The sequence below is a fragment of the uncultured Subdoligranulum sp. genome (genome assembly GCF_937890665.1).
On sequence record NZ_CALADU010000028.1, the window covers coordinates 1 to 6,359 of the forward strand.

A 6,359-nucleotide genomic window follows, 5' to 3' on the forward strand; every position below is an offset into this window, starting at 1 on the left:
GGATCGGGCCGGACACGCGGGCGCCGGTGCGCTTCGCGGTCTCCACGATCTTCTGTGCCGCAGCATCGATCAGGGATGCATCATAGCTCTTCAAACGAATTCTGATTTTCTCTTTGACTGCCATTGCTTTCGCCTCCTAATAAAATTTGTGCCTTAGGCGAGCCGATAAACCACACACGTTTCCGGGCGTTCAACTTTCTCGCATGACAAAATCCGGTGAACCGTATTTGCACAGTTCTCCCGGAAAGAATCATCACAAAGTCAGTCGAACATTGGTCCGTGCCGCAGAATGCAGCGCCGTACATATCCCTTTGTTTCCGTAATTCTTTCGCCCGGTTCTAAGATCGGACATACTCCGCGGAAAAACCCGCCACCCTAAGGCAGTGACGGCAACCTCCCGCATCAACGCATATCGCGGCTTGCGCAGAACGCTTGTAGGCAATCTGCCCAAGCCTTTCGCAGCCGAGACTGATTATAACACACGTTTCCCGGCGTTGCAAGTGTTTTTTGGGCGTTTTTCTAAATTTTTTTGAAAAAATTCTGCGTTTTGCCGAAAGAAGATCTTCTTTGCCTTAGAAGGGCGGATTCAGCGTGGCCACCCGCCAGCCGGCTTCTGTTTCTGCCAGAACGGTGGGTGCATAATAGAGTCTTGCCGCTCCTTCCGGCAGCGGTTCCCCCAGATCATCCGTGACGACGATACAAATCCCACTGAACTGCAAGCTGCCATCCGGCTGGGTTTGCGGTTCCGTATAGGTATACCCGGACTGGGGGATGATGCTGTCATAAGGGTACCACATCATGAGCAGCGTGTCCTCTGCCCCTTCCCGGTAGTAAGCTGTCCCCTCCCCTATCGATTCCTCGGACAGAGGCTGGAGCAATTCCGACAATGCAGCCGGCGTGTAAATCGTACTGAAATAGTCCTCCGCTTCCGAGAAGGTAGTAAAACGGGAACTCGCAACCACCTGACGATAGTCCCCCACGCCGGCAGACTCGCAGGTAAAGCCCTGACCCTCGGCCTCGGCATTATAATAGGAAAGAGCCAGTACCTCGGCGGCCTCTCGGGGCAGGGCAGCGGGCAGCGGATAGTGCCGCTCCTGATAGGGTTCCGGCATGCTCGGCACCGCGACGGTCGCCAGCACCTCCTGTGTCTGGGGGATGGCGTAACTCTCCGAGAGCAGCAGCTCGCTGGTGTCAGCCTGCAGGGCGCCATCCTCGGCCTCGGTGATCTGGGGATTCAGCGCCCGCAGGTCAGCCTCGGCCAAGCCGGTTTCCTCGGCCAGAGTCGCCCAAGTCTTGCCCCACCATCTACCTTTATAATATAAGGGCAGGGCCGCCTGCGGAATGGCGCTGCCATCCCGCAGACTGGCAGTGTAGCTATCGTCGAAGGAGACCTGCTCCTGCCAGCGGGTACCGGCCTGCTCCGGCGTGGCGGAAGGTGCCGCCGTGGTGGCCGGTGTCTCTGCAGGCGTGGTTTCCGACACAGCCGATTCCGCCGGAGCGCAAGCGGTCAGCAGCAAGAGCGCCACGGAAACTGCATACCACTTTTTCTGCATAGCCGCACCTCCTGTACGGTAATCCGTCGTTTTTGAAATACGAAATGTATTTTTCGCTTACATTATACATTTTGTTTTTACTTCAGGTGGTTTTTTCTTTGCGTCAGGCGGGCAGTTCGGTGCGATACCATCCGTCGCCTTCCTTGATCAGAAGGTTCGTTCCATCCCAGGCCACGCCGTCCTTCTCGCAGGGGATGACCTCGGTGCCGTCAGGGCCCAGCAGTCCCCAGCGTCCGTCCCGGCAGACCGCCACGTATCCGTTCATCATCGGCGCCGGATACTTGGGTTCCGCCGTATAGGCTCCGGTCTGCGGATCTCGCGCCGAGTCATAGGTCGGCTCATACAGGGCCCCGCACACCTCCATATCCCGGTTCAGGTAGGTCCATGTCCCATCCATCTTCTGTACCGGCGCAAGGGGTTCATCGAAGAAGTAGCCGCCAAGCTGTATATCCGCCGACCACCACATGCTGTCCCGATACGCATAGCTGCAAAGCCGTTTCGTGCCGTCTTCGTATTCATACACTTTCGGCTGGGAGGGATTGCTCTCATACACAGTATAGGTAGGCAGCAGGTCCCCGAAGGTAGCCCACAGTTCGTCGGTGACTTCCTCTAGCCTTCCCCCATTCTCGGAAAGCCAGTAAGCACGCATGGCGCTCGGGTCGAATCCGTAGATGTCCCGTCCCGGTGCGTCCAGATCATAGACAAAGTTCACCGTTTCAACACCGTGGCCGCCGCAGATTTCCGGCTCGCCCGCTTCTTTCAGGGCCGCACTGTAGGCGTCCAGTTCTTCCCAGCTAATCTGTGCGTTCCACACCCAGTGCCCCCGGGTTCCGCAATGGAACACCGGCGCTTCGGCCAGACAGGGCAGCACCTCGGTGCCGTCCCCGCGGATCAGCCCCCACTTGCCATCTTGGCTGACCGTAAAGTAGCCTTCCATCACCGTGCTGGGCACACTGTTGTAGATGGCCACGTTGCGGATCTCGTCTTAGGTCAGATCCGGCTGCGGTGTCGGGGTCGGTGTCGCCGTCGGAGCCACTTCCTCCTCTTCCTCCACCACAGGTGCCGGTGTCCCCGCCCCTGTGTGGACCTCTGATGGTCTGCCGCCGCATCCAGCCAGCGCAAGAAGCAGCAAAGGTAAGCCAAGCATCGCTCTTTTCATAAAAAGGCCTCCTTCACGACGAGGGCAGCGCCCTTTGGTGCCAGCCACTGCCCTCCTTGACCCAGAGGGTTGTCCCCTCCCAAGCCACACCATCCTCCTCACAGAGAATCACTTCGGTACCTGTGGCATCCAGCAAGCCCCAACGCCCCTGCCGACAAACAGCGGCGTAACCGTTTTGGAGATAGGCCCCGAAGTCCGGTTCCGCGAGGAAATCCCCTGTTGTGGGATCGCGTCGGGAATCGCAGACCGGCTCATAGACCGCTTCCGTTGCCAGATTGCCCTGACGGTCCAGATACGCCCATTGCCCGTTCTGTTCTACCGGAGCCAGAGCCTCCGAAAAGAACCAGCCGGCCCGGTCCACTTCCGGCGGAAGCAGCCCCGCACCGTCCCGGTTGATGTACCACCACCGCACAGTCACCCCATCACCCCGGGTGCTCTCCACTAGCGGCCCCGGCCAGTTCATCTCCATGCCTTCCGGGTCCAGATGCGCGGAATAGACCGGCAGCCAATCGCCGTAGAACGCCCACAGATCATCCTCCATGTCATCTCCCCGCAGCGGGCTGCTCTGTCCCGGCGTGCTGCGGCGGTAGCAATAGATTCCCGCCGGATCTGTGGCTGTGTGATCCAGACCGGGCGTATCCAGATTGTAAAAGAAGCTGTAGCTGAACCCACCATGGCCGCCGCACAGCGTGCCGTCTCCCGAAGCGCTCAGCTTTTTCACATACGCTTCATAGGTGTCCCAGTCGACGGGTGCATTCCAGATCCATTCCCCGGCTGCGCCGCAGTTGCTCACCGGTGAGGAGGCCTGGCAGGGAAGCAGCTCGGTACCGTCAGCCCGCATCAATCCCCACAGACCGTTCTGGGACATGGTAAAGTATCCTTCACAAGGGCGGGCCGGGGTAGAATCATACCGAACCGCTGTGCGGATTTCATCGTAGGGCAAGCCCGGCTGAGATGTAGAGGTCGGGGCCGGCGTAGCCTCTGCTGCCGGGGCCACCGAAGCGGACTGTACGTTCGATGGCGCCGCATTTTGCGGTGTGCAAGCCGTCAGCAGCAACAGGGCTGCTGCCCCCATCCACCAGCGTTGCTTCATCGTGCATCCCTCCTTTTTCTGAAAGTTCTTCCTTATCAGTTGGGCAGTGAGAGTTCATCCACCCGCCAGCCGGTTTCGGAAGGTTCCAGCCGAACCGGCAAGATGGTGGCCGTGTCGGGAATATACTCCTTGTCCTGTCCCCAGCCCTGAAAGTCCTCACTTTCAATGGTCAACGAGAGCTGCCAGAAGGTCAGACTGCCGTCCGGCTGCAGTTCAGGTTCGGTATAGACCTTGCCGCAGTAGGCAATATTCGACCCTCTGTCCCCCATCTGAAAACAGATGGTATCATCTTCCCCCTGATAATAGGGTTGTATAGCATCCTCCGCTCTCTGGTCGAGCGGGCCACCCAAGATCCGTGCACAGTAGTCCGGTGTATACACACAGTGCAGAAATTGTTCCAGATCGCTATACGAGGTATACATCGCCCCGTCCGTAGAATAGTAGAAGTAGGAATCGTTGTCCGGCAGCGGTTCACTCGGTTCGATGCCTAGATGCATACCAAAGTGTTCGTACTGAAAATAGTATGCCGTGGCCATGCAGGCCGCTGCCTGATCGCTGAGGGAAGCCGGTACCGCATAGGTGCCGGACCGCTCGTACCGATTCTCGATCCACGGAACTTCCACCGTCACCCGTTTGACCGGATTGTCGGGCAACTGATAGTTTTGTTCGAGGATCAGTTCGCTGTAATAGGGATTGCCCTCTGCGTCCTGCTCGATGCGGGGATCGGGATTCAAAGCCTGCAGGGTTTCCAACGGCACGCCATAGGTTTCCGCCGCCTCCTCCATGCTGCCTTTCCAGCCCATAATGTGCAGGGTCACACCCTCCTCCGGCCATGTAACATCCGGGTCCAGTTCTGCTTCCCCCTGCTCTATGGTGTACTGAAGGGCCTGTCCGGGCATAGCCCCGCTCCAAGTCGAGATTTCCATCAAAGGATCCGGCGTTGCCACCGGGGACGGCGCCGGGGTAGGTGTCATCTCGGGCACTGCGGTGGGAGCCGTTGTCGGTTCTACGGTGGGCGTAGCCGCCGGGGCTGCCGATTCCGCCGGGGCACAGGCCGTGAGCAGCAACAAAGCGCCTAGCACAGAGAACATACGTTTCATTTTTGTTCACCTCTTCACAAAAATTTCACCGGTTTTTTCTTCAGTATACCACAAAAGCCACACACCGCACAGGCGGCATGTGGCTTCGCGAAAAATTTTACAACTCAGCGTTTTTTCAACTGTTCTTCCAGACCCGAGCGGGGCGTGACATAGACGGTGGTATAAACGTTATAGAGCACCATACCGGGTTTAGCCCCGTTGGCTTTCCAGATGTTTTTCACCTCGGTGGTATCCACCGCCACCTTGGCGCCGCCGTTCTGGCTGGAATGCAGCACTGCCAACTCGGCGGCCTCCTGCTTGGTGGTATCGGGGATGTCCTCACCCCGGCTCATCACCACACAGTGGCTGCCCGGCGCCTTCTGCACATGGAACCACAAATCCTTGCCCCGAGCAGTATGCAGGGTCAGTTTATCGTTTTGCAGATTGTTGCGGCCCACCAGAATCTCGAACCCGTCACTGGAGGTGTACCGCAGGAAATCCGCCGGTTTCTGTTTGCGGTCCCGCTGTTTGTAGTACTTCAGGTACCCCTGACTCTTGAGTTCGGCACGGATCTCGTTGAGAGCAGCCTCGCCGGGGGCGGATTCCACCTCGTACAGGACGGTGGCCAGATATTCGATCTCTGCCTCCCCTTCTACCAGCAGCTTTTGCAGCATGGCGTGGGCGGTCTGCTTCTTTTTATAGTCTTTAAAATATTTCTGGGCGTTGTCATTGGGACCGAGGCGCGGATCCAACCGGATGGTCACATCCTCGCCGGTGTAGTAGTTCTGCACCGTCACCTGCCGGTCCCCCTTGTGGATGGCCCACAGGTTGGCTTGCAGCAGTTCCCCGTACAGTCGCAGCGTATCCGCCTTGGCAGACTGCGCCAGTTCTTCCCGTCGGGCAGACTGTTTGCGCACCGCACGTTCGTGCATGTTATGTACTGCCTTGTACAGTTCCCGGCTCTTCTGCCGCAAACGCTCGGCCCGGTCCTTGGTGGCATAGTAATCTTCCAGCATCTCGCTGTACGAAGAATATTGGGTCAGCAGCGCCGCCGCACCGTACTGCTGCGGCACAAAGAAGCTGAACTCCACCGGTTTGGGGGCGCCGTCCGGCTGAGGCAGCCGTACCGCCGTGGGAGTGCCTCCCGCCGCGTGTTCCTCTTTGAGGGCGTCCAATGCCGCCGCCAAGCGGCTTTGTTCGTCCTTGGTCAGATCACAGGCCAAGGCCGGGGTCTCGCCCAAAGCGCGGCAGACGACCTCCCGTACCACGATGGGTCCCACGCCTGCCACCACCTTGCCCAGCGCCGCCGCCACCGGCAGGTCCTTCTCGCAGGCAGCCGCCACGATGGACGCCGAACTGGTGGTCAGGAAATCCGGGCGATTGGGCTTGGGCGGCAAGGTATAGGGCAGCCCCGGCAGAAGCTGCCGAACCTCGCTGTCCTCAAAATCCACCCGCTTGAGGGCGTCGATGATGCG

7 protein-coding genes are annotated in these 6,359 nt (G+C 58.9%); all 7 read right to left on the bottom strand.

Features of this window, described 5'->3' with window-relative positions; genetic code table 11:
- Positions 1 to 124 (bottom strand): 30S ribosomal protein S10 (locus Q0526_RS01720; protein WP_298730261.1); only part of this gene is annotated, 124 nt, incomplete at its 3' end.
- A gap of 448 nt (positions 125 to 572) precedes the next feature.
- A complete protein-coding gene (locus Q0526_RS01725) occupies positions 573 to 1,553 on the bottom strand; it encodes a hypothetical protein (protein WP_298730249.1) in 981 nt (326 codons plus the stop codon).
- Between the two features lie 103 nt (positions 1,554 to 1,656).
- Complete coding sequence (locus tag Q0526_RS01730; RefSeq protein ID WP_298730251.1) at positions 1,657 to 2,523, bottom strand: WG repeat-containing protein; 867 nt, start codon at positions 2,521 to 2,523, stop codon at positions 1,657 to 1,659.
- Positions 2,524 to 2,538: 15 nt separating this feature from the next.
- Complete coding sequence (locus tag Q0526_RS01735) at positions 2,539 to 2,712, bottom strand: hypothetical protein (RefSeq protein ID WP_298730253.1); 174 nt, start codon at positions 2,710 to 2,712, stop codon at positions 2,539 to 2,541.
- Between the two features lie 13 nt (positions 2,713 to 2,725).
- Positions 2,726 to 3,805: a WG repeat-containing protein gene (locus Q0526_RS01740; protein WP_298730255.1), complete on the bottom strand. Its 1,080-nt coding sequence runs from the start codon at positions 3,803 to 3,805 to the stop codon at positions 2,726 to 2,728.
- Positions 3,806 to 3,840: 35 nt separating this feature from the next.
- Positions 3,841 to 4,905, bottom strand: a complete 1,065-nt coding sequence (locus Q0526_RS01745) for a hypothetical protein (protein WP_298730257.1) — start codon at positions 4,903 to 4,905, stop codon at positions 3,841 to 3,843.
- A 104-nt stretch (positions 4,906 to 5,009) separates the two neighbouring features.
- The coding region (locus tag Q0526_RS01750; protein WP_298730259.1) for an NFACT family protein at positions 5,010 to 6,359 on the bottom strand (1,350 nt) is incomplete at its 5' end.

Bases quoted from the DNA above. Each gene is read 5' to 3' on its own strand.
- Q0526_RS01725 (WP_298730249.1), bottom strand. From the start codon at position 1,553: ATGCAGAAAAAGTGGTATGCAGTTTCCGTGGCGCTCTTGCTGCTGACC.
- Q0526_RS01735 (WP_298730253.1), bottom strand. From the start codon at position 2,712: ATGAAAAGAGCGATGCTTGGCTTACCTTTGCTGCTTCTTGCGCTGGCT.
- Q0526_RS01740 (WP_298730255.1), bottom strand. From the start codon at position 3,805: ATGAAGCAACGCTGGTGGATGGGGGCAGCAGCCCTGTTGCTGCTGACG.
- Q0526_RS01745 (WP_298730257.1), bottom strand. From the start codon at position 4,905: ATGAAACGTATGTTCTCTGTGCTAGGCGCTTTGTTGCTGCTCACGGCC.